Origin of the sequence: Brumimicrobium mesophilum (assembly GCF_003025005.1) — a bacterium.
Classification (GTDB): domain Bacteria; phylum Bacteroidota; class Bacteroidia; order Flavobacteriales_D; family Crocinitomicaceae; genus Brumimicrobium; species Brumimicrobium mesophilum.
Genome location: NZ_PVSS01000010.1, coordinates 21,308 through 42,709, shown reverse-complemented (window position 1 = coordinate 42,709; position 21,402 = coordinate 21,308). Strand labels below are relative to the sequence as shown.

Genomic DNA, 21,402 nt, shown 5'->3' with positions numbered 1-21,402 from the left:
CAAACCGATGGAAAAAGGAAATAAGCGTGTTATAAAAGGATGGATTTTTTATGACTGGGCAAATTCAGTTTATAATTTGGTGATATCCTCTGCAATATTTCCGGTTTTCTATACGAATGTTACAGAAAGCTATTATTTAAAAACAGTAGGCAGAGATAAGCTATTACCAGACGAAAACGTGATGGTTGAGTTTTTTGGATTCACATTATCGAATTCAGTATTGTTTTCTTATGTTTTAGCGGCTTCTTTTTTGTTGGTAAGTGTTTTATCTCCTTTACTTTCGGGTATAGCCGATGTTACGGGGAGTAAAAAGCGATTTTTGCAGTTTTTCTGTTATGTAGGTGCGCTTTCCAGTATTTCTTTATATTGGTTTGATCCTTCAAATATAGAATGGGGAATGTTGTCTATTTTTCTTGCCAGTATTGGTTTTTGGAACAGTTTGGTTTTCTATAATGCCTATCTTCCAGAAATAGCAGAGCCAAAAAATCACGATAATATCTCAGCAAGAGGATTTTCAATGGGCTATTTTGGAAGTATGATTTTATTGGTTTTATGTTTGGCAATGATCATGCTTGGAGATCCATCCTACACCAAATACAGTTTTATTTTGGTTGGATTATGGTGGATGGGATTTGCGCAATTTACTTTTCGAAGATTGCCACATAACGTTTATAAGCGTGATGTAAAATCAGGGTATATCTTTAAGGGGGTACAAGAATTAAAAGGAGTTTTCAAGGAATTTCGTCAAACCAAAAGGTTACAACGTTATTTGTTGTCCTTTTTCTTTTTTAATACAGGAGTTCAAACCGTAATGTTGATGGCTGTTGTTTTCGCCAAAAAAGAAATTGATTGGGGAGACGCTGGAGGAGATACAGGATTGATTATTGCTATTTTGTTAATACAAATTTTAGGAGCCGGAGGAGCATATTTAATGTCTTACATTTCTAGTTTAATTGGAAATTTAAAAACATTGATTTTTGTAGTGATTGGTTGGATGTTACTGTGTATTTGGGCATATTGGTTAGAATCTACAACTGAATTTTACTTTTTAGCTGCCGGAATTGGATTGGTTATGGGAGGAGTTCAAGCACTTTCTCGCTCTACATATTCTAAATTCTTACCTACTACTGAAGACCATACTTCTTACTTTTCGTTTTATGATGTGTCCGAAAAAATTGGAATTGTTTTAGGATTGTTCTTCTTCGGTTTGATGGAATATTTGACTGGAGATTTAAGGGCTTCTGTACTTTCAATTGTAGCATTTTTCGCTGTAGGATTGGTTTTATTGATTTTCGTTCCGAAAAAAGAAAGCGTGAAAGGAAGAAAGGTTTTGAGCGCTAGTAGATTGAGGAAGTTAGCGGAGAAAGAAAAATAATTACAAATTATCAATTACGAATTATTTAATTTTCCATTAGCAAGGAATAAGTTTTGGAATGTAATAAGGATGAAGTGAATAATTAATTTTTGAGTTTATTTTAGAAATAATGGAACAAACAATATCAAAAAGAATCACTTTAATTGTATTTCTGTTCGTATTTCAATTGTGTCAAGCTCAAAATATAGAAACTATCTATTTTCTTCCCGGTCAGGGTTCTGATCATCGAATTTTTGATTCTTTAGAAATGGATTCAAAATTAGGTATTTAGAATACGACACCATCAGTAAAAAAATATCTTTACAAGAATTAGCCAAGCAACTTTCTACTTCGATTGACACTACTGAAAATTTTGCTCTTATTGGTGTTTCGCTTGGAGGAATGTTGAGTGTAGAATTAAGTGAAGTTTTAAACCCTGAGAAAGTTGTTATTATTTCAAGTGCTAAAAACAGAAAGGAACTTCCGATAAGGTATAGATTTCAACGAGCAATTCCTTTGTTCGAGATTTTTCCAGCACGGTTAGTGTATTGGGGTGCGAAAACCTTACAGCCTATCGTGGAGCCTGACAGAAATACAAATGAAGAAACCTTCAAAAGTATGTTGGAAAGTAAAGATCCAAATTATTTAAAAAGAACAGCGAGAATGATTATTCGATGGAGGCGGAAGTCCAATTCTAAAGAAATCATTCACATACATGGAAGTAATGACCATACAATTCCAATTAGAAATGTGAAAAGTCCAAATTATTTTATTGAAAACGGTTCACATATGATGGTATTAACTAGGGCAAAAGAGATCAGTTCAATTTTGAATAAGATGTTGAGTAACTTAGAATGATTTCGCATCTTTTTACAAATTACGATTCTTAAAAAATGTTATCTAAATCCTCCTGTTTTTAGCCATAAACAATTCTTTTTGATTTTACTAATATCTTGTGTATAAGGTTTTTAATATATTGGATTGCTGTCCTATACATCTCCATTTTTAATAGTTAACGAATGTTATAAGTGGCCAAAATTTGTTATGAACGGTGAATTGAATTGATATTATGCAGTAAGTTTACCACTCTTTTAGGAGAGACTTATCATCTACTAAGCAAACAAATATTCACTGTTCAACACTTTAAAAAATGGTAGTTAAAAATTTAAAATCGTTAAATCCTAAGACAATTTTGTCATTAAAGGATTATGGAATTCTGCTAAATACTCTTCTTTTAATCGTAGGATCAGGTTTTGTACTCTACTTTTTTCAGGATCAATTTGAAGATTTTGGAGCGCTAAAATTTAATTCGACTTTTGGGAGTATTCTTTTTTACTTCACAATGCTCATTCTAGCATTCAAACTATATTTCTTCGCTTTCTTACTATTTCATTATTTGAAATATAAACCGATTGAATCTGTGAAAGATGATGAATTGCCAACCATTACACTTTTAGTTCCCGCCTACAATGAAGGTGCTTTTGTTTACGACACTTTACAAAGTATTGCGAAAAGTAATTATCCAAAAGAAAAAATCCAATTGATTGCCATTGATGATGGTAGTGTAGATGATACATGGGAATGGATGAAAAAAGCGAAAGCTGAGTTAGGTGATTTCTTGACAATTATTCAACAGCCTGAAAACAAAGGTAAAAGGCACGCACTTTACAGGGGTTTTAATTTAGGAACGGGAGATGTATTCGTTACAATTGATAGTGATTCATTAATCTATGTAAACACGCTAAGAAATCTTGTATCTCCTTTTGTTGTAGATAAAAAATGTGGTGCAGTTGCAGGAAACGTGAAAATTCAAAATGCAAATGATGCAATTATTCCAAAAATGTTAAACGTAAGTTTTGCTTTTAGTTTTGGATTTATTCGTGCCGCGCAAGGTCAAATGAAAAGTGTTTTGTGTACTCCTGGTGCTCTTTCGGCTTACCGCAAAGAAGCTGTAATGGGTTGTTTAGAAGAATGGATTGACCAAACTTTTATGGGTGTAAAAACTGACATCGGTGAAGACAGAGCCATGACGAATATGATCATGAAACAAGGATACAATACTTTGTTTCAGAGTAATGCACTTGTTGCAACAAACATTCCAGAAACGTATAGCGTGTTAAGAAAAATGTTTACTAGATGGGAAAGAAGTAATGTTCGTGAGAACATCATGATGTCAAAATTTGCGTTTAGTGATTTTAGAACTAATAATAAGCTAAACCCTAGAATTTTGTTGGTTAATCAGTGGTTGACAATCATAACTGCGTATCCAACTTTAATCTTAATGTTCTTAAGTTTGATCTTCTATCCTGTTCTTTTCCTAAGCACAACAATAATCAGTATTGCGCTATTTTCTTTAATTCCAGCAATATATTACGCTGTAAAAAGCAGTAAAAGAAATGCTTTATGGATTTTTAGTTACAATATATTTTATTTTTTCACTCTTTTCTGGATAACACCTTATGCGATTGTAACAGCAAGTAGAAGAGGATGGTTAACCAGAAGTCCAGTTGTTCAATAATGTAAATTTATTCCACAGTCATTATCCTAATTAGATATGACTGTGGTTTAAAAAAGCAATGTGTATATTGTGAAAGTAAAACTAAACAATGAAAGTACTAGGAATATCTTTAGAAGGAAGCACAGGAATTTTCAGTGGACTAGAAAAAACAGAATCAGGGATTTTTGAAATTTCAGATAAACTAAAGAAAGTTCAATTAAAAGAGCATTTGGATTCTAATGAGGTTCAGTCTATCCATGAAGGGATTCATTCTTTTTTAGAAAGAAATAATTTTGATCAAATCGCAATAATTAAAAGAGGTACGAAAGGAACTTTTGCAGCTTCACCTATCTCATTTAAAATTGAAGGATTGATTCAAATGTATCCTAAAGTGGAAATTGAGTTTATTGCTCCAGCTACTTTGCGCGCTTTTTATAAGAAGAATGAAAATACATTTTCACCAAAGTATGCTTATCAAAAGGCTTCAAATGATTTAGCTTTTTATCTGTTGGAAAGGACAACAAAATAATTACGAATTTGGAATTACAAATTACGAATGGTGTAAGGCGTGAGATTGGACTTAGGTAGGATGAAGGAACGCGGATGACGCGGATCTACGAGTGCGGATAAGCGCGGATTTTAGTTTTAAGTATGATGAAAATCTGCGAAAATCCGCGTTCCATTAAAGCATCCCACGTTAATAATAAAACCTCAAACATTAATTTTTATTCCGCATTCCATTACAGCGCAAATTTAAACAACTATTGAGTCTACTTTTTTTTATTCATAATTGAAATCTCTATTCTTATCTTTGCGCTCAAATTTATTTCAACCATGGATATTCATGACCTTGTAATTAGAGACAAAGAAGTAGTTTCTTTAGAAGACGTTTTTTTGAATCAAGAAAACCGAAAAAAAATTCAAACACTTATCAAAGAGTATAAGTATGTTGAAGAACTCACGAAATATAATCTGCCGGTTAACAACAAGGTGATGTTACAAGGGCATTCAGGATGTGGGAAAACTACAACAGCTAAGGCCATAGCAAATGCTTTAGGAAAAAAGATTTTGATTCTTAACTTGAGTAATATTATTTGTTCTAGAATAGGAGAAACTGCCCAAAACATTAAACTTGTTTTTGACAAGGCAGGTAGAGATAAGTCAGTGCTTTTTTTGGATGAATTTGATCAAATCGGAAAATCCAGAGATGACAGCGATAAAGATGTTGGAGAAATGAGAAGATTGGTAAATACAATTATTCAACTCATCGATTATTATCCAAAAAATGCGGTTTTAATTTGTGCTACTAATCACCCTGAAATTATAGATTCTGCTTTGATGCGAAGATTTCAATTGCGCATTGATTTTGATATGCCATCGGTTGAGGTTCTTGATACTTTCTATGATAAATTGCTTTCTACATTTCCTGAAGAAATGCGAATCATAGAAAGAAAGTATAATTTGTCGTTCGCAGAAGTCAAGGACTATGTGAATACGGAAGTGAAGTCACTTTTGATTTCAAAGTTGGAAGAGGGAATTTTATAAAACAATAAGTCATTAAAAAAGCCAACATATGAGTTGGATTTTTTAGTTTTTTCCTATAAAAGTTGATAGTATAATACTCAACTATTTATCCATGTTTTTGGCTTTCCCTAATCCTGAAATATTGGTGTTTATCTCTTTCGGATTTCCATAATATTCAAGATTTCCTATTCCTGATAATGAAATATCAATGTTTTCAGAAGCGTGAACCGAAATACTTCCTACACCTTCACATTTTACAGTTGTATTTTTTGATTTTAAGTCTTTACTGTCTATCTCGCCAACTCCTTCAGAATTAATAAATGTATTCACAGCAGTTCCCTTAACTTCAACCTTTCCAACACCTTTGGATATTAAGTTCATGGATGTAACATGAATTTCATTGATCTTTATTTCACCAACGCCATTGTTTTCAATGGTTAATTGGTTTCCTTTGAAATTGTTTTCCATAAAAAATGTACCAACACTATTGAAATCAACCAATGAAAGATGAGGTGAACCAACACGAATTGTTAGATCATTTTTCTTGCCAGAATAGTTGTCTTTGTTTTTTAATTCTATTGTAAGTTCGTCATCATCATTTGATATTTTAAGGTCTTCAATTAAGTTAGAACCACCGGTAACATGCATGTAGAAACTATCTGCTTGTTCGAAATAGACTTCACCAACGACTTCTAATTCTAAGTTAGAAAATTCTGATATAGGAAAGGTTTTAGAAATGTTTGGACCAGAATCGTAATTTGAACAAGATGTAAAAGTCAATATGGACAGTAAGCTGATAATGAATATAGAATTTTTCATGCCTTGAAGATACTAAGAAGTTTTTAATTTTGTATTATTGATTCAAAATTGGAAATTATCATTCCTTTATTATCCTTTCTTAATACTACTATGGAAAAAGCTACCCGTATATCATCAATTTTTGCACTGGTTCTAATATTAAATTCGTGTGCCTTTCACACAGGAGTGATGTCAGGAAACGCAGCTTTGAGTGATGCCAATTTTAAGGTGGTAGATTTCGCTATTGGAACATCTGAAACTTTCAAAGTTTTTGGATTGGGAGGAGTAGCGACTGATGCCCTAGTTTTGGAAGCTAAAAGGAATTTATATCACAATTATCCATTAACAGATGGGCAAGCTTTAGCAAATGTTTCTGTAGATTTTAAAAGATCATTCTTCTTAATTGTATCGAAAAATAAGGTTATGGTTTCTGCTGATGTAATTGATTTTAATGAAGGAGCTGTTGTTAAATCAAAAAACACTGATTTTTCAATTAGAGTAGATGAGAAAAGAGAAACACAACTTAACTTGACTAGTGAGGATGTTTATTATGAACGACATGGAGAATTGAAGCTTGGAAGAATTGTTGGGTTTGGAGAAACACAAGTTAAAGTTTTAGGACATAACAATAGAGGGCGCTTAGGAATAAACAGAGTGCCAATAAGTAAACTGTTTTTCCTAAATGAAAAAGATGCGATTTTGGAAACTAATTTTAAAATTGGTGATGAAGTAATTTATCTTGAGCATATCGTTGATAAGGATGGGGGTGTAATGGAAGTTAACCGCTTTGGAAATATTTTCGCTTTCGGTCAAAAAGAAGCTTTGATTGAATATGATCAAGAAGATGTTACTATGTTCTCAAAGATCAAATACAAAGATATAAGTTTAAAAGAATAATTACTCTTGCTGTTTTTTAGGGAGGTGTTATTCGAATTGTTATTTTTAGTGCACAATTACTAATCTTGAAGATTCTAAAATTTTAATTTAAATACTGCTATGAAATTATTCTTTCGCCTTTCGTTACTTTTTGTTCTGCCATTTTTATTTAATTCTTGTGCCTTTCATTCGGGTGTTATGGTAGGAAGTGCATCTTTGAGTGATGAAAATTTCACAGTGATAGATTATGCAATTGGAACCTCAAATACAACCCAAGTTTTTGGAATTGGAGGTATAGGAACGGATGCTCTAGTTTTAGAAGCAAAGAGAAATCTATATGAAAATTATCCCCTATCCAAAGGTCAAGCTCTAGCTAATGTAAGTGTAGATTTTAAGCGTTCTTATGTTATAATTGTTTCTAAGTTAAAAGTTGTTGTTTCTGCCGATATCGTAGATTTCAACGAAGACGCAGTCGTAAAAACAGATATTAATAAATACCCTATAGGATTAGTAAATGAGCCTCCTCGATTTTATGATGTTATAGATGAAATGGTTTTTCTTAAATACAGGGGAGAATATGTAAAAGGGAAAGTTGTTGGATTTGGTGAGTTTAAAGCTAAGGTTATGATGTCAAACAAGCGTGATAGATTTAGAATAAAAAGAATTTCTGTAAATAAAATGTTCTATGAAAATAATATCAAAGGCTTGGTCAATACTGATATTAAAGTTGGCGATGAAGATTACTACCGCGAAGCTGTCGTTAATGAGGAGACTTATAAAACAGAATTTGTGAAACACTATGTTAAAATAGTTGGATTAGGCCATGATTCTGCCTTAATACAATATGAAAAAGATGGAGTATTTAAACGTGTTGTTATGAGTTATAAAGACCTTAGCGTTAAAGAATAATATCTTTTCAAGAAGGATAGCTTTTGATTTTACTATATTAGATGTTTTTAAGAACACAATTCTTTTAGATAAAATGCAAGAAGAAAATACACCTCAAGAACAGCCAAATAATCCACTTCATGGAGTTAAATTGGCGACGATTTTAGAAACCTTGGTTGAACATTATGGATGGGAGGCTTTAGGTGATAGAATTAATATTAACTGTTTTCAAAACAATCCCACAGTAAAATCAAGTTTGAATTTCTTGAGAAAAACACCTTGGGCAAGAGATAAAGTGGAGCAGCTTTACTTGAAAAATTTGAAAAGATTTAAATAGTCAATTACGAATTGATTATTAAGAACAGCTTTTACAATCAGCGAAGTTATTAACGAATTTATCAATTCGTAAACCTATTCCAACAAAATAGATTCAGCTTTGTTATTTAAAAAGTATATAATCGAAAAAGCGCAATAAATCAATGAAAGTATCTCCACAAACTCCAATGGAATTTTCCAATGGTTCTACAATGAAAAATCGTTTCATGTTGGCCCCAATGACGAACACTCAAAGTAATGAGGATGGAACGCTTTCTGACAATGAATTCAAATGGTTGTCAATGCGAGCAGAAGGTCAATTTGGATTGGTGATGACTTGTGCTTCTCATGTTCAGAAAATCGGTCAAGGTTTTCCTGGTCAGCTCGGGATTTTTTCTGATTCACATATAGAAGGACATACGAAATTAGCTGCAGAAATTCAGTCGCACGGAAGTTTGGCGGTAGTTCAATTGCACCATGCAGGTATGCGAACTCCTTCCGAATTGATTGGTGAAGCACCAGTTTGTCCATCGGGTAATGAAGATACTGGAGCGAGAGAATTAACTATTGAAGAGGTTAATCAATTAAAATCTGACTTTATTGATGCTGCAATTCGTTCTAAGAAATCTGGTTACGATGGAGTGGAAGTACATGGAGCACACGGATATATTCTAACACAGTTCTTAAGTTCAGAAATCAATTTTAGAACTGATAAGTATGGTGGAAGTTTAGAAAATAGATCACGTTTACTTTTTGAAATTGTGAATGCAATCAGAGCAACTTGTGGAAAAGAGTTCTTGCTAGGAGTTAGACTTTCACCAGAAAGATTTGGAATGGATTTGCTTGAAGTGAAGCAAGTTTGTCAACGTTTTATAGATGAAGGAATTATCAATTTTCTTGATGTTTCACTTTGGGATGTTTTTAAAATGCCAGAAATTAAGGATTATCAAGAAAAATCTCTGCTTAGTCATTTCACAGAATTAGATTACAAGAATATCAAACTAACTGTGGCTGGGAAAATCATAAATGGATCAGATGTTCAAAAAGTATTGGATTCAGGAGTTGATTTTGTTTCAATAGGTAAATCTGGTATTTTACATCATGATTTCCCTCAAGGAGTAATGGAAAACCCAAATTTCGAATCAACAAAGACTCCAGTTTCAGCTGATTATTTAAAGAAAGAGGGATTAGGTGAGGATTTCATAAAATACATGAAGCGTTGGGAAGGTTTTGTTGAATAAGTGAATTACGCAATGTTGGTTGGTCATGGCAATTTTAAGTTTTTTCAAATATTAAATCCAACTGTCTCAATATTGTATTATATAATTTTTGTAATTTGCAAATTCGTAAATGATTAAAAATGAAAGATAAAGAATTTATTGTTTGGGAGGAATTGGTTGAAAAAACCAAGCTTGAAAACAACAAATTAATAAAGGATTTTCAAGTTTAGGAGATTATTTTATAAGAGTCGCTATATGGTCTACTGAAGCCACGATCAAAGAAAATATTTCTAGTTTTAGAAAATTCTATTCCTTTTTAAATGAACAGGGAAAAGTTCATCAAGCGGAAATGGATGAGATGAAAGAAATTATTAAAGAAGAAAAAGAAGAATGGTTTAGAAGGGTAAAGATGTTTTGAAAAAGTTTTTAATTCATTTATTCCTAGCTATCCTGAAGAGGAAATCCGTTCGCAATTATTTTTAATTTGATCCGGAGTTGGATTCGAAAATTCTATATTTAAATAATCCAACAACAATCGCTCCTCCTACACCATTACCAGTCAAAGTCAAGAGTAGAAACATCAAGTAGTCTGTGATTGAAATGGAGTCTGAATTTATAAAAGCACCAAAAACCTCGATATTTCCTACAATACTATGATGAAACCCAACAAAACCTATCGTTCCTGTAATCATTATTATAATTACAATTCGTGTTAAACTTTTTACTGTACTGTTAAGAAGCCATGTCAATAAGCCCATGAGCCAACCGGCTAAGATAGCACTTACAAAAAGTACCCAATAATCATGGTCAATGACATGAGTTCCTATTTTTACCATGGTTTCTTGATTGAATATTCCCAGCTTAGGAGCGAGTGGAGTGATGGCAAAAATGAAAATTATACCACCAATAATATTTCCGAAAATGACAATTCCCCAAAGTTTAAGCATTTCCCAAATACTTCTTTGACCATTTAAAACAGGTAAAGTTAGTACTGAAGTTTGTTCTGTAAAAAGAGCTGATTTTCCTAGAATTACCAATACAAATCCGACAGGATAAACAAATCCAAATAATCTATAAATAGCAAATTCACCCATCGTTCCTTCTAAGAGGAAATACAATGTGCTCACTAAAACATAACTAAATCCAATTTCTAAACCTGCTATGCAAGAACTTAAGAAAAGGGCTTTTTTCTTAATATTGAAAATTTCCTCGCCTTCGTGTATTACCCGACTGAGAATTTCCGTATATTTTTCTGATGCTGAAATTTCATCGGATTGTTTTTCTAAATTTTTCTGATGTTCTTCTTGTTGCTTTTTTTCTTCCTTCATTAAATGTTGTCTGTAGCACTAAAATAATAAAATTTACAAATTTCGGGCTTGAGAAATTTAGATAATACATTGAACGTCTTAGTCAAAACAAAAAAAGCTGACCTCGATTATTCGAGGTCAGCCTTCAATTCAAATACTTTTGAAATTAGTTTAAATATGTGGACTATTTTTTAAATTCTTTGATTGTCTTTTCGATGATCGCAACACATTCCATTAATTGCTCCTCATTGATTACTAAAGGAGGTGCGAAACGAATAATATTTCCATGTGTTGGTTTTGCTATCAATCCATTTTCCTTCATGGCCATACATAGATCCCATGCCGTTGTACTTTCTTCCGTATCGTTAATTAAAATAGCATTCAATAAACCTCTACCTCGTACTTTATTTACTAAATCTGTATCTTCAATCATTCGGTTCATTTCCTTGCGGAACAATTTCCCCATTTTATCTGCATTTGCTGCTAAGTTCTCATTGGCAATAACTTCCAGAGAAGCAATTGCAACTGCAGCAGCCAAAGGATTTCCTCCGAAGGTAGAACCATGTTGACCTGGTTGGATTACACCCATTATATCATCATTGGCCAAAACAGCAGATACTGGATAAACACCACCAGAAATTGCTTTACCTAAAACAACCATATCTGGTTTTACATTTTCATGATCACAAGCTAACATATTACCTGTACGTGCAATTCCAGTTTGAACTTCATCAGCGATAAATAAAACGTTTGCTTTTGTACACAATTCACGAACTTTAGCTAAATAACCTTCATCAGGAACAAAAACTCCTGCTTCCCCTTGTATGGGTTCAACTAAGAATCCAGCAACATTGTCTTGTTTTAAAGCTTCTTCCAAAGCAGCTGTATCGTTATAAGGGATTTTTATAAATCCTGGAGTGTAAGGTCCAAAGTTATCGCGTGCATTATCATCATTAGAGAATGAAATAATAGTTGTAGTTCTCCCATGAAAGTTGTTTTCGCAAACTATAATCTTCGCTTGGTTTTCCGGAATTCCGTTGCGCTCATATGCGTATTTTCTACAAATTTTAATTGCTGTTTCTACTGCTTCTGCACCAGAGTTCATTGCTAAAATTTTATCAAACCCAAAAGTTTCAGTTGCATATTTCTCAAAAGGGGCCAAAGCATCATTGTAGAAAGCACGAGATGTTAACGTCAATGTTTCTGCTTGTTTCTTTAAAGCTCCAATGATGTGAGGGTGGCAGTGACCTTGATTTACGGCAGAATAAGCAGAAAGAAAATCGTAATAATGTTTTCCTTCAACATCCCAAACGTGAACACCTTCTCCTTTAGCCAAAACAACTGGAAGTGGATGATAGTTATGAGCTCCATATTTCTCTTCCATTTTGATTATGTCTTCTGAAGATAGTTTTTCTGTTGTTGTATTCATATAATTTGTTTTTTGAAATTTATAAAATGTGTTATGTCTGTCAAAACACCAAGGCTCTTGCAAATATAGTTAATCAATACAGAATTAAAAAACTCAATTGTGAGTATTCAGTCTAAGATAAGAAGTATAGAGTATTTAACCAATAAGGACAAGGCTCTTTCCTAAACACTACCCTTTCTCAATGTTCCTTACTAGATGCCGAGTTAACGCACAAACACCCACTCGTCTTCATTTGATAAACTTTCGCTATAACTGTATCCATCCACATTGTATCCTTTCAAGTCCTCAACATTTTTATACTGATTTTGAATAATATCTCTGGTCATAGCTCCTCGTGCATGTTTAGCATACATCATAATGATCTTGAATTTATCTCCTTTTAAATCTTTAAAGACTGGAGTGATAATTCTTGCTTTCAGCACCTTTTTATCTACTGCTTTAAAATATTCGTTAGATGCTAGATTTACAATAACTTCATCTTCATTGGTTTCCTTATTTATAAATTCAGCCAATTTACTTCCCCAATATTCATATAGATTCTTTGTTTTTGGGGTAACATTCCAACTCGTCCCCATTTCTAATCGATAGGGATACATTAAATCTAGCGGTTTAAGAATACCATAAAGACCTGAGAGAATCATCAAATCTTTTTGTGCATTTTCGAAATCTTTAACTGAGAAAGTTGAAACATCTAATCCCTTATATGCTTCCCCTGTGAAAACTGTGACAGCTGGTTTAGAATTTTTATTTTCAGTTTCTGGTTTCTCCCATTCTTGATATCTAGTGTAATTCAAATCAGCCAAATTATCAGAAATATGCATGAGTTTACCCAATTTCTTTTTAGACATCTTTTGAAGTTTTTTTGCTAAGTAATCAGCATTTTCTATGAAATGTGATTTTCCTGTAAATGGAACTTCAATTTCTTGATTATAATCTAAGGATTTTGCAGGGGACAGTAAAATTTTCATTGAGCTTAAATTTGATTCTCAAAATTACAAAATTATCTCTGTCTTGTAATTCAATTTGTCATGGTTTTTTGTCTGCTTAAACTGACATTTTATCAATAAATACTATGCTTCTATGACAGATTGTCCCCATAACCTTAATGGCAATGAATTTGCGTAATGGATTTCAGTTTAAAAATTGACTAAAATGGGAAGAAAAGACAGACAAGAAGCTGCTGAGCAAGAAAAGCATACAGCTGATGAAATAAATAATTCAGCCGAACAAGCTGTAGATACTCAAAATGAAAGCAATCAAGAAGAAGTTCCAGAATTATCTGTGGAAGAACAACTTGAGAATAAAATCACAGGTTTAAATGATAAATATTTACGCCTTTATTCTGACTTTGAGAATTTTAGGAAAAGGACAATCAAAGAAAAAGGAGATCTTATTTCAAATGCTAGTGAAGGTGTTGTAAAAGATATGCTTGCTGTATTGGATGATTTTGAACGTGCTATCGAAAACAATCAAACCTCTGATGATGCAGATGCAATCAAACAAGGTTTCCAATTGATATATAACAAATTCACAAATATTCTTGTAGCAAAAGGAGTGAAAGCTATGGATAGCAAAGGTCAGACTTTCGACATTGATCACCATGAAGCTATAACGAATATTCCTGCCGATAAAAAAATGAAAGGAAAGGTAGTAGATGTAGTTGAGAAAGGATATTTTTTAAATGACAAAGTACTACGATACGCTAAGGTCGTAGTAGGTCAATAAAAACAATTATGAGTCAAAAGAGAGATTATTATGAAGTATTAGGTGTTGGTCGAAACGCGACTGCACCTGAAATTAAAAAAGCATACCGTAAACTCGCCTTAAAGTATCATCCTGACAAGAATCCTGATGATTCAAAGGCAGAAGATAAATTTAAAGAAGCTGCAGAGGCTTATGAAGTTTTGGCAAACGACCAAAAAAAACAGAGATATGATCAATTTGGTCATGCTGGTGTTGACGGTTCTGCTGGAGGTGGCTTCGGTGGAGGAATGGATATGGACGACATATTCTCTCAATTTGGTGACATCTTCGGTGGAGGTGGCGGTGGATTTGGTGGCAGAAGAGGTGGCGGAAATGCACGACAACGAACTGCTAAAGGAACCAATCTACGTGTGAAAATTAAACTGACCTTGGATGAGGTAGCTGATGGCGTGAAAAAGAAAATTCGCGTAAATAAGTTAGTCAATGCTGATGGTGTTACTTTTAAAGAATGTAGCACTTGCCATGGTGCTGGTAGAGTTAATCGCGTAACACAAACTTTCCTTGGAGCAATGCAAACTGCAACGACATGTCCAAATTGTCAAGGAACAGGTAAAATTATTGATAAAAAACCTTCAGGAGCAGACAATCAAGGTTTGGAACGTAAGGAGGAAGTTATCGAATTGGATATTCCATCAGGAGTTGAAGATGGAATGCAACTTTCTGTGAGTGGAAAAGGAAATGCAGGTCCATTTGATGGAATTGCTGGAGATTTATTGGTTGTTATTGAAGTAAAAGAACACGAAGAATTACGCCGTGATGGACAGAATGTGCATTATGAGGCATTCATTAATTTTGCTGATGCAGCTTTAGGAGCTTCAATAGAAGTGCCAACAATAAAAAGTAGAGCAAGAATTAAAATTGAGCCTGGAACACAAAGTGGAAAAATGCTTCGATTGAAAGGTAAAGGTTTGCCAAGTGTTCAAAATTATGGAAACGGAGATCAATTTGTTCATATTAATATTTGGACTCCTCAGAGTCTTTCGAAAGAAGAGCAAGAAGCCATGGAGAAATTGCGTGAGAGTGAAAATTTTCAACCAAATCCAGATGGGAAAGAAAAAGGATTTTTTCAACGCGTGAAAGATATGTTTAGCAATTGATTTAGCATTTTATAATATAATTGAAACACCCATTCTTGATACAGGATGGGTGTTTTTCGTTACATGTTATTTTAATAAATGAAATCAACTTAGCCAATTTAAGGGAAAATCGTTTGCTTCTTACCAAACTGTTTACTAAAGTGTCTATTATATAGTATAAAACTTTTGAATTCTCTGATGTTTTAATACATTTATGAAAAATAGAATTTACATGAATGAGTTACAAAAAGGGTTTATGCGCAAAGCTATTGAGCTTTCAAGAGAAAGCATTTCAAATGGAGGAGGACCTTTTGGAGCTGTAATCGTAAAAGAGGGTAAAATAATTTCCTCAACTTCAAACAGTGTTACAATTGATAAGGACCCTACGGCGCATGCTGAAATTAACGCAATCCGTGCGGCTTGCAAGGCAATAGATTCGAATGAGCTGATAGGATGCGAAATTTATTCTTCATGCGAGCCTTGTCCTATGTGTTTGGGTGCAATTTACTGGTCAAGAATCGATAAGTTATACTTTGCTAATACTAAAAAAGACGCTGCGAATATTGGCTTTGATGATTCTTTTATATATGAAGAAATTGAAAAGCCAATAGAGCATAGAAGTATTAAAACGATTCAGTTTTTGGGAGATGAAGCAATAATTGCTTTTCAAGAATGGGATGAAAAGTTGGATAAAACTGAATATTAAATCCAATATTAAATTAATAGGATTACAATTTTAATGACAATCACTACTTAAAAAGTTAAATAAAATAGGTTTTAGAAATATCAAAATATTATATTTGATAGATAGAGTTAAATAGAAAAGGATTGGAATTGTTTTAATCCTAAAATGATAATTTAAAATAAAGGAGATGGCTGATAAGACCAAAAAATCTAGCATGTATGATAATGTCATGAAACAGTTCAATTATGCTGCAGATGTTATGGGGTTAGATAAAGGAATAAGAAAGATCTTAGCATCAACAAATAGTGAAATAAGTGTTCATTTTCCAGTAAAGATGGATGATGGTAGAATAGAGGTTTTTAATGGTTATCGCGTTCAGCATAACAATTCTTTGGGACCATATAAAGGAGGCTTGCGTTTCCACCCAACTGTTGATATTGATGTTGCAAGAGCTTTAGCAATTTGGATGACATGGAAATCATCACTTGTTGGTCTTCCTTATGGAGGAGGAAAAGGAGGAGTTACAATCGACCCAAGTTTATATTCAATGAATGAATTAGAACGAATTACAAGACGTTTTACTTATTCACTTGGTGAGAATATTGGTCCTGATGTAGATATTCCAGCTCCGGATGTAAACACAAATCCTCAAATTATGGCTTGGATAGCAGATACTTTTGCTTCTACTAAGTCACCTTCTACAAGAATGCTAAATTTGCATGTAGTTACGGGTAAACCTGTTGGTTCTGGAGGATTAAAAGGAAGAGATAGGGCAACTGGTTATGGAGTTGTGGCATCAATTAAATCTTGGGCTAAATTGAAAGGTATAGATCTTTCTGGTAAGAAATTTATTGTTCAAGGATTTGGAAACGTTGGGTTTTGGACCTCTCATTTCATGTTAGAATTAGGTGCTAAGTTAATTGCTGTTCAGGATGCTAGTGGAACTATTTTCAATGAAAATGGAATAGATACAGAAACACTTCATAATCACGTAGGAAATAATAAAGGAAACATAGCTGGTTTTTCAGATGCGGAAAAGATAGACAATGGTAAATTCTTCTCATTAGATTGTGATATAATTATACCTGCCGCATTAGGTAATCAAATTACTGGAGCAAATGCAAATGACATTAAAGCAAGTTTAATTGCAGAAGGAGCAAATGGCCCAATTGATTATGATGGTGAAAGGATTTTGTTAGATAGAGGTATAGATATTATTCCAGATATTTTATGTAACGCTGGAGGAGTGACAGGAAGTTACTATGAATGGTTGCAAAATAAAAGAAGTGAAGACTATAATATCGCCACAGTGCTTAAAATGATTGATGAAAAATTGAGTGAAGCTTTTGAAAGAACAGTAAATACAGCAAATAAATATAATACTGACTGGAGAACTGGAGCTTACATTGCCGCACTTGAAAGAATTGAGCAAACTTATATGGAAAGAGGAGTATTCCCTTAAAATTTTCAACTATGATCAATATTGGAATTGTTAAAGGAGATGTATGTAGTACACTTGCAATGCCTTCACCTGAAGATATGCGAGCTTTAAGTAAACTGGTAGATGTATTCATTCAGTCAAATGCTGGAATAGAATGTGGATATAGTGATAATGAATATGCATTGGAAGGTTGTTTTATTCGTGACAAAAGTGATGATGTAATTCAATCTGCAGACTTAATTCTTTTTCAAAATCCTATTACGTCTCCTTTAAATCCAATAGGTAAAAAGGTAATAATAGCCAATATTGATTTTTTAACTGATAGAGAGCAGCTTAAGCTTTTTATGCATAAAAATATTGATTTGTATAGTTTTGATGTGATTTATGAAAGTGACATCATGGGTGATTTTAAGGATAAATTTATGAATTTTGTTCGCTTTCATTTAGGTGATCCCATCCAGTCAGAATATATATCGCTTTTTGCGAAGTCAAAGATTTTATCAAAAGGGGAAGTTGTTCAAAAGGACATCGGTTAGAACAAACTGTTAGTATAAATATAAAATGCGCAATATTTCGAATGTTGCGCATTTTTGTCTTATAAATTTCATGATTTTGAATCGGCTGGTCTATTCGTTTTTTTTCACAATTACAAAAATATCTTCATTGTCACGTTTAAATAGCTTTTGTTCTCTTGCGAAAATTTCTAATGCGTCTGTATCATCAAGTTGATCAAGAGTCGTTTTTGTTTCAATGAATTTTTCCTGAAGATCTTCCTTTTCATTTTCTAACTTATTGAGTTTTATTTCTTGACGGATAATATTGAAAACATCAACATCATCTAAAAACAAAACATAGACAGAAAATACTACTAATGTAATAACATATTTGTTTTTAAAGTGCTTCAGTCTTTTCATTTACCACAAAAGTAAATATAAATTGGTGATTTTTTATTTGCCTTCCTAGGATTTATAATAGTTGGATTGTTGATAAAAGATAAACTTTTCTTTGGTGTATTGCTTTTGTTAATCGCTTTTCTATTTTTTTTTGGGTAAAAAAAAGTCCAAAATTTAAATTTTGGACTTTTAGACAGTATTTTTTCTATAGTATTATCCCATAAATGGATATTTATGGTCAGTTGCAGGAACAAATGTTTCTTTAACTGTACGTGCAGAAACCCAACGTAATAAATTAAGTTTGGCACCAGCCTTATCATTTGTACCAGATCCACGAGCTCCGCCAAAAGGTTGTTGACCTACTACAGCTCCAGTTGGTTTGTCGTTAATATAGAAGTTTCCTGCAGAGTTTTCTAATCTTCGTAAAGCATGGCTAATTGCATAACGATCTTGACTAATAATTGAACCTGTTAATGCATACTCCGATGTTTCATCAACCAAAGTTAAGGTTTCATCAAATTTATTTTCGTCGTAAACATATATTGTAATCACAGGACCAAAGATTTCTTCAACCATTGATTTGAATTTAGGATCCGTAGTTACTATAATCGTAGGATCAATAAAGTATCCCTTTGATTTGTCATAATTACCACCTACAATGATTTCAGCATCTTTACTTTCTTTTGCATAATCGATATAAGCTGTAATGCTATCAAAAGCTTTCTCATTAATAACTGCTGTAACGAAGTTTTTTGGATTTTCCGGAGAACCTATTTTGAATGAATTCACTTGTTCTACAACGTTTTTCTTGACGTCATCCCAAAGATTATTAGGAATATATGCACGAGATGCTGCTGAACATTTTTGTCCTTGGAATTCGAAAGCACCACGAGCAATTGCTGTAGCTACCATATCTGGTTTTGAAGAAGGGTGAACCATGATGAAATCTTTTCCTCCTGTCTCACCAACAATTCTCGGGTAAGATTTATAATTTTCGATGTTATTGGCAATAGTTTTCCATAAAGTACGGAATACACCTGTTGAACCCGTAAAATGAAGTCCTGAGAAGTCTTTATGTTTGAATACAACATCACTGATGTTTGCACCTCCTGTTGTAACCATATTAATTACTCCATCTGGCACACCTGCCTCTTTGAAAATCTCCATTAAAACATTAGCTGAATATATTTGAGTTTCGGCAGGCTTCCAAACCACAACGTTTCCTAACATTGCAGGTGCTGAAGGAAGATTAGCAGCAATTGCAGTGAAATTAAAAGGAGTAATTGCCAATACGAAACCTTCCAAAGAACGCCATTCTAATCTGTTCCACACACCAGGAGAAGATTCAGGTTGTTCAGCATAAATCTCAGACATATATTGTACATTAAATCTGAAGAAATCAGCGGTTTCACAAGCTGCGTCAATTTCTGTTTGATAAACATTTTTTGATTGACCTAGCATGGTTGCAGCATTAATTTTATCACGATATGGACCTGAAATTAAATCTGCAGCCTTCAAAAAAATACTAGCTCTTTCTTCCCATGGTAAGTTAGACCATTTCTCTTTTGCGGCCATTGCCGCATCGATTGCTTGGGAAACATGTTCTTTTTCACCATAGTTATAATGACCTAAAACTTTTTTATGATCATGAGGTGAAGTTAAAACTCTTTTGTCTGTAGTCGTAACTTCTTTGTTCCCAATATACATTGGAACATCAATCGGTTCCTGATTGTACATCTCTTTATATTTCCCTAGTAAAGAATTTACTTCCGGAGAATTTGGTTCATATGAGTTGACAGCTTCATTAATCGCTACCGGTACTTTGAAATGCGCGTTTGCCATAATAAGATTCTTTTTAAAATTCAGACAAAAATAACCAATCATAAGGTCATATCAAAGTAAAAGTATTATGCTTAATATTAGTCTAAACATTCTTTATGATATTTAATAAATGCTCTTATCTTTATAATAATTAGCTAATTGGTTTTTAGTAATTAGACCAATTCAATCGTATTTAAATTTTAGTTACACTATGTATATTTTATGAAAATTCTCAAATCTGTATTCATTCTTATTTTTCTTTTAACCATTAATAAGGTAATTGGTCAAAAAGATATTCATGAAAAGCTTGTGGCATATGAAACAGCAACGTTAGAGGAGAAAATGGCTTTGTTTTTTTATTTTGCTCCCATTTTTGATCTGGAAAAGAAAGATAGTATTCTTTATTATGTAAATGATCTGACTACTGAGGGGGTAAGGAGTAATAGTCAAGAAGCCATTGCATTATCAAATTATGGAATTGCTACATATTTAATGAACGCTTCGCTTTTCGAAGAAGCTGATGCTAAATTGACTAGGGCAGAAAATTATTATCTCAATATTCATAACGATACAATGCTTGCAATGGTTTATATTGACCTTGGAAATTCAGCTTTTCTACAAGGTAATATTTCTAAAGCAGAAGTTTATTACAACAAATCTTCGGCTTACGCCATCAATTCCGAAGATATAAGGTTTGAGTTATTGTCAATATTTAATTTATCTCGTATTAATTTGTATCGTGGTAAATATGATATTGCTAAAGAAATGATTGAAAAATATATAAATTATTTTTCAATAGAAGAAGATTTAGGTAAGCTAACTTCAGCCTTTGGTTTGATGGGACAGTTGTATTTAGCTCAAAATGATATTGATTCGTCAAGAAACTATTTTACTAAAAGTATGGAGACTGGTATGGCAGCAAACGATCTTCGCGCTATATCAAACGGATATACTAACCTGGCTATAGCCGAATATATATCAGAAAACACTGTAAAATCTGAACAATATTTTAGGGTAGCACTGAATTATCGGATTAAAGAGGGAAACAAGTATTATGTTGCTGAGGGATATTATAATTTAGGGGATTTTTATTTTGGAATTGGTGAGCTTGATTCTGCAATAGTTAATCATTCTATATCCTTGAAAATAGCTGAGGAATCTAATAATTTAATTGGTCAAAAAGATGCGTTAACTGAGATTGCTATTTTACACGACTCATTAAATAATCTTGAAGATCAAATCTCTGCTTTAAATAAGATTATTTTAGTTCAAGAAAAATTAGCAAAGAACCAAAGTTATAAGGAAATAAACGCACTTAAATCAAGCTATTCTCAATCTGAAAAGGAGTATCTAAATTCTTTTGGTACAAGAGAGGATGATCTTCAAGAAACGGTTTTTGACTATGAAAGTGTTTTTAGAAAATGGGCTTGGATGATTGTTATGAGCATAATGTTATTATCGGGAATTATTTATGTTTTCCGACGTTATCAGAAATTTAAAAGCTAATTAAAATG

General features: G+C 32.9%; 21 protein-coding genes. 15 read left to right on the top strand and 6 right to left on the bottom strand.

Annotation, left to right across the window (positions count from 1 at the left end; genetic code table 11):
* The first annotated feature begins 7 nt into the window (after positions 1-7).
* The 5 genes from C6368_RS11300 to C6368_RS11280 all read left to right on the top strand — a co-directional run bounded on the left by C6368_RS11300 (position 8) and on the right by C6368_RS11280 (position 5,396).
* Positions 8-1,375 (top strand): MFS transporter, encoded by a 1,368-nt coding sequence (locus tag C6368_RS11300; RefSeq protein ID WP_107039321.1) that lies wholly within the window; start codon positions 8-10, stop codon positions 1,373-1,375.
* A 381-nt stretch (positions 1,376-1,756) separates the two neighbouring features.
* Positions 1,757-2,212, top strand: a complete 456-nt coding sequence (locus C6368_RS11295; protein ID WP_234369128.1) for an alpha/beta hydrolase — start codon at positions 1,757-1,759, stop codon at positions 2,210-2,212.
* 292 nt (positions 2,213-2,504) lie between these two features.
* Positions 2,505-3,872 (top strand): glycosyltransferase, encoded by a 1,368-nt coding sequence (locus C6368_RS11290; protein ID WP_107039319.1) that lies wholly within the window; start codon positions 2,505-2,507, stop codon positions 3,870-3,872.
* 88 nt (positions 3,873-3,960) lie between these two features.
* Positions 3,961-4,380, top strand: coding sequence for a DUF3010 family protein (locus tag C6368_RS11285; RefSeq protein WP_107039318.1), 420 nt, complete (start codon positions 3,961-3,963; stop codon positions 4,378-4,380).
* Between the two features lie 305 nt (positions 4,381-4,685).
* Positions 4,686-5,396 (top strand): AAA family ATPase, encoded by a 711-nt coding sequence (locus C6368_RS11280; protein ID WP_107039317.1) that lies wholly within the window; start codon positions 4,686-4,688, stop codon positions 5,394-5,396.
* An 81-nt stretch (positions 5,397-5,477) separates the two neighbouring features.
* Here the strand turns inward: C6368_RS11280 and C6368_RS11275 are convergent, their stop codons facing one another.
* The gene (locus C6368_RS11275) at positions 5,478-6,194 is read right to left on the bottom strand and encodes a head GIN domain-containing protein (RefSeq protein ID WP_107039316.1); all 717 of its coding nucleotides are present in this window, start codon (positions 6,192-6,194) and stop codon (positions 5,478-5,480) included.
* Positions 6,195-6,284: 90 nt separating this feature from the next.
* On the opposite strand from C6368_RS11275, the gene C6368_RS11270 reads away from it, so the two are divergent.
* From C6368_RS11270 to C6368_RS11255, 4 genes are all read left to right on the top strand, one after another.
* A complete protein-coding gene (locus C6368_RS11270; RefSeq protein ID WP_159038567.1) occupies positions 6,285-7,070 on the top strand; it encodes a DUF6567 family protein in 786 nt (261 codons plus the stop codon).
* A gap of 99 nt (positions 7,071-7,169) precedes the next feature.
* Entirely contained in the window at positions 7,170-7,958 is a 789-nt protein-coding gene (locus C6368_RS11265) for a DUF6567 family protein (RefSeq protein ID WP_159038566.1), read from the top strand.
* Positions 7,959-8,031: 73 nt separating this feature from the next.
* Positions 8,032-8,274 carry a VF530 family protein gene (locus C6368_RS11260; RefSeq protein WP_107039313.1) on the top strand — a complete coding sequence of 81 codons (243 nt, stop codon included), beginning with the start codon at positions 8,032-8,034 and terminating at the stop codon, positions 8,272-8,274.
* Between the two features lie 142 nt (positions 8,275-8,416).
* Positions 8,417-9,493 (top strand): NADH:flavin oxidoreductase, encoded by a 1,077-nt coding sequence (locus C6368_RS11255; protein ID WP_107039312.1) that lies wholly within the window; start codon positions 8,417-8,419, stop codon positions 9,491-9,493.
* A 458-nt stretch (positions 9,494-9,951) separates the two neighbouring features.
* Here C6368_RS11255 and C6368_RS11250 read toward each other — a convergent pair whose 3' ends face one another.
* From C6368_RS11250 to yaaA, 3 genes are all read right to left on the bottom strand, one after another.
* A complete protein-coding gene (locus C6368_RS11250; protein ID WP_107039311.1) occupies positions 9,952-10,800 on the bottom strand; it encodes a formate/nitrite transporter family protein in 849 nt (282 codons plus the stop codon).
* 163 nt (positions 10,801-10,963) lie between these two features.
* Entirely contained in the window at positions 10,964-12,208 is a 1,245-nt protein-coding gene (gene rocD, locus C6368_RS11245) for an ornithine--oxo-acid transaminase (RefSeq protein WP_107039310.1), read from the bottom strand.
* 203 nt (positions 12,209-12,411) lie between these two features.
* Positions 12,412-13,176, bottom strand: coding sequence for a peroxide stress protein YaaA (gene yaaA, locus C6368_RS11240; protein WP_107039309.1), 765 nt, complete (start codon positions 13,174-13,176; stop codon positions 12,412-12,414).
* Between the two features lie 184 nt (positions 13,177-13,360).
* On the opposite strand from yaaA, the gene C6368_RS11235 reads away from it, so the two are divergent.
* From C6368_RS11235 to C6368_RS11215, 5 genes are all read left to right on the top strand, one after another.
* Complete coding sequence (locus C6368_RS11235) at positions 13,361-13,933, top strand: nucleotide exchange factor GrpE (RefSeq protein ID WP_107039308.1); 573 nt, start codon at positions 13,361-13,363, stop codon at positions 13,931-13,933.
* An 8-nt stretch (positions 13,934-13,941) separates the two neighbouring features.
* Entirely contained in the window at positions 13,942-15,069 is a 1,128-nt protein-coding gene (gene dnaJ, locus C6368_RS11230) for a molecular chaperone DnaJ (protein WP_107039307.1), read from the top strand.
* Positions 15,070-15,280: 211 nt separating this feature from the next.
* On the top strand, positions 15,281-15,754 hold the full coding sequence (locus C6368_RS11225; RefSeq protein ID WP_199851632.1) for a nucleoside deaminase: 474 nt from the start codon (positions 15,281-15,283) through the stop codon (positions 15,752-15,754).
* Positions 15,755-15,920: 166 nt separating this feature from the next.
* On the top strand, positions 15,921-17,195 hold the full coding sequence (locus C6368_RS11220; RefSeq protein ID WP_107039305.1) for a Glu/Leu/Phe/Val family dehydrogenase: 1,275 nt from the start codon (positions 15,921-15,923) through the stop codon (positions 17,193-17,195).
* Positions 17,196-17,206: 11 nt separating this feature from the next.
* Positions 17,207-17,710: a hypothetical protein gene (locus tag C6368_RS11215; protein ID WP_107039304.1), complete on the top strand. Its 504-nt coding sequence runs from the start codon at positions 17,207-17,209 to the stop codon at positions 17,708-17,710.
* 90 nt (positions 17,711-17,800) lie between these two features.
* Here the strand turns inward: C6368_RS11215 and C6368_RS11210 are convergent, their stop codons facing one another.
* Complete coding sequence (locus tag C6368_RS11210; RefSeq protein WP_107039303.1) at positions 17,801-18,088, bottom strand: FtsB family cell division protein; 288 nt, start codon at positions 18,086-18,088, stop codon at positions 17,801-17,803.
* A 192-nt stretch (positions 18,089-18,280) separates the two neighbouring features.
* Positions 18,281-19,909, bottom strand: a complete 1,629-nt coding sequence (gene pruA, locus C6368_RS11205; RefSeq protein ID WP_107039302.1) for an L-glutamate gamma-semialdehyde dehydrogenase — start codon at positions 19,907-19,909, stop codon at positions 18,281-18,283.
* 201 nt (positions 19,910-20,110) lie between these two features.
* Between pruA and C6368_RS11200 the strand changes: the two genes are divergently transcribed.
* Entirely contained in the window at positions 20,111-21,394 is a 1,284-nt protein-coding gene (locus tag C6368_RS11200) for a tetratricopeptide repeat protein (protein ID WP_107039301.1), read from the top strand.
* Positions 21,395-21,402 lie beyond the last annotated feature (8 nt).